Origin of the sequence: Streptomyces synnematoformans (genome assembly GCF_039531005.1) — a bacterium.
Classification (GTDB): Bacteria; Actinomycetota; Actinomycetes; order Streptomycetales; family Streptomycetaceae; genus Streptomyces; species Streptomyces synnematoformans.
This window is the reverse complement of sequence record NZ_BAAAPF010000546.1, coordinates 1-2,550: the sequence shown is the minus strand read 5'-3', so window position 1 is coordinate 2,550 and position 2,550 is coordinate 1. Positions and strand designations below refer to the sequence as shown.

The 2,550-nt window shown below is 62.2% G+C and carries 1 protein-coding gene; it reads left to right on the top strand.

The genetic code is table 11. From position 1 onward, the window contains the following. Nucleotides 1–704 precede the first annotated feature (704 nt). Nucleotides 705–2,474 carry a group II intron reverse transcriptase/maturase gene (ltrA, locus tag ABD317_RS35760; RefSeq protein ID WP_344296021.1) on the top strand — a complete coding sequence of 590 codons (1,770 nt, stop codon included), beginning with the start codon at nt 705–707 and terminating at the stop codon, nt 2,472–2,474. Nucleotides 2,475–2,550 lie beyond the last annotated feature (76 nt).

Here is a 2,550-nt window from a genome sequence, read left to right as displayed (position 1 = left end):
GGCGGTGCGACACGAGGTCGCGTATGGCGAGTGAACTCGCAGATTGGAGACGGGTTATGCCCGATGCGTAGTTTCTGATCAGTGTTCGAGATCAGTCCCCGCCTTGACGTGCGTCCGCAGGTCCTGCCTGTCGGGGGTGCGAAGCTCAGGGAAGACGCCCAAGGAACCCCCTCTCCGTCGCGGGGGCGCCGGGCAAGGGGAAGACCGGACGGGTGAACGTCAGTGAACTCCTCGATGAGGCTTCGTCAATGATAGCTCTGGGTGACGGGGACGAGAACCAGGGTCAGGGCCTGGCCGCTGGCAGAGGCGGAAAGCGGCGTCCGAACCGCCGCGTCGGACGTGGGAACACCGCTGGCCTCGGAGTTTAGAGGAGCATCCAATCCGGTCGCATCTCGCATACGCGGAACGTGGAAACCCCGTCGGGGTCGGGGTCATCAAGGTGGCCCGGTAGGCCGATCGCAAGAGGGGCGGAACTCCTCGGCGGGACAGGATGCTCAAGAAGCGGATGCCGGTGGCCGAAAGGCAACGGGACGCGTCACAGAGAAGTCGCTCCTCCAAGCGGTGGTGACGGGGAACCGGCCGGATGCCGGCCTTGCTGCCGGGCCCGAAAGGGCGCTGACGTGGGCAGGTGAGCCTTTGAACGCTGAAGTCGGAATCCTCATGAACCAAGGGACAAGTTGGACGCCGTCAAGGTGAACGGACCTGTGGGCGATCTGGACTGGGACGCCATCAGTTGGCGTGCCCACGAGCAGAACGTAATGAGGCTACGGCAGAGGATCTTCAAGGCAACGCGGGAAAAGGACTGGGCTGTAGTCCGGTCCTTGCAGAAGATGATGTTGAGGTCTTGGTCGAACACGTTGGTCAGTGTCCGCCAGGTAACTCAACGCAATGCAGGACGTCGGACAGCGGGAGTCGACGGGGCCGTCGCTCTCTCGTCGGAAACCAGGGCCGAGGTGTCGATGCGGGTGCATCGAACGCTCAAGACCTGGGATCCGATGCCTGTTCGGCGCGTGTACATTCCGAAAGCCAATGGAAAGCAGCGGCCTCTCGGAATTCCGGTGATCATGGACCGGTGCCATCAGGCGCGGGTGCGTAATGCGCTGGAGCCCGAGTGGGAGGCCAGGTTCGAACCCCGCTCCTATGGGTTTCGGCCGGGTAGAAGTTGCGCCGATGCGATCGGTACCTTGTTCAACACTCTCAGCAGTCGTCGTGGGCGACCGGGTAAGAGGGTGTGGATTCTGGACGCTGATCTATCGGCCGCGTTCGACAACATCAACCATCCGAGGCTACTGGAAGCCCGCGATGCGTTCCCGGCCAGGGGGCTTGTCGAGAGGTGGCTCAAAGCCGGGGTGATGGAAGGAAGGGAGTTCACGCCGACTGATACGGGGTCTCCCCAGGGCGGTGTGATCAGTCCTTTGCTGATGAACGTGGCACTTCATGGGCTGGAGGAGGCCGCCGGAGTCAGATACCACCTGACCGGCAATGCTGCCGGAAGGGCGATGGAAGGGACTCCGGTCCTGGTGAGGTACGCCGACGACCTGGTCGTCTGCTGCTACTCCAAGCAGGAGGCGGAGCAGGTCAAAGCGAAGCTCGCCGAGTGGCTGGCGCCCAGAGGTTTGGTCTTCAACGAGGAAAAGACGAAAGTCGTACATCTCGAAGAGGGCTTTGACTTCCTGGGCTTCAATATCCGCCGTTACCGCAACGGGAGCGACGGCAAGCTGCTCATCAAACCAAGCCAGGATGCGGTAAGGCGTATCCGGAAGAGGCTCGCGGACGAGGTGCGCGGCATGCGTGGCTGGAGCGCGAGGGCGGTAATCGCCAAGCTCAACCCGATTATTCGGGGCTGGGCTGCCTACTACCGGGGGGTGGTGTCCAGCAGGATCTTCACAAAGCTGGACCATTACGTGTGGTGGATCACCTTTAAATGGGCCAGACACAAACACCCGAACAAGCCGAAGAGGTGGATTGCCAATCGCTACTACGGCAAGTTCAATAGGTTCAGGAACAACCGGTGGATCTTTGGCGACCGGACCTCGGTCACCGACCGAGGCGAGGTCACCCACCTGGTCATGTTCTCCTGGACCGAGATCGTTCGCCACCAACTCATCAAGTCAGGGGCATCCCCGGATGATCCCGATTTGGCCGAGTACTGGACCGAGCGGCGACGAAAGGTCAAACCTCCGCTGGACGGCTACAACCTGAGCCTGCTCGCCAAGCAGGGCGGGCGGTGCCCGCTGTGTGGGGAACACCTTCTCTTCGCCGAACAGCCGCCCCAATCTCCGCTGGAGTGGGAACGTTGGTGGCTGAGCTTCATTCGCCGGGCGATAGCCGCCAGCTATCTCACCCACGACAGAAGCACATCGGAGGGAAGACGATCACGCCTTGTGCACGCTTCCTGCGACCAGGAGTTCCAACGCGGCCGCAGGAAGGCCGAAACATCTTCAAATCCCGTAATGCCCCTGGGGCTTGCTTGAGCCGAGGTGCGGGGAAAGCCCGCGAGCCCGGTTCTGAGGGGGACCCGGCGCAGCGATGCGCCGGGTCTACCCGACA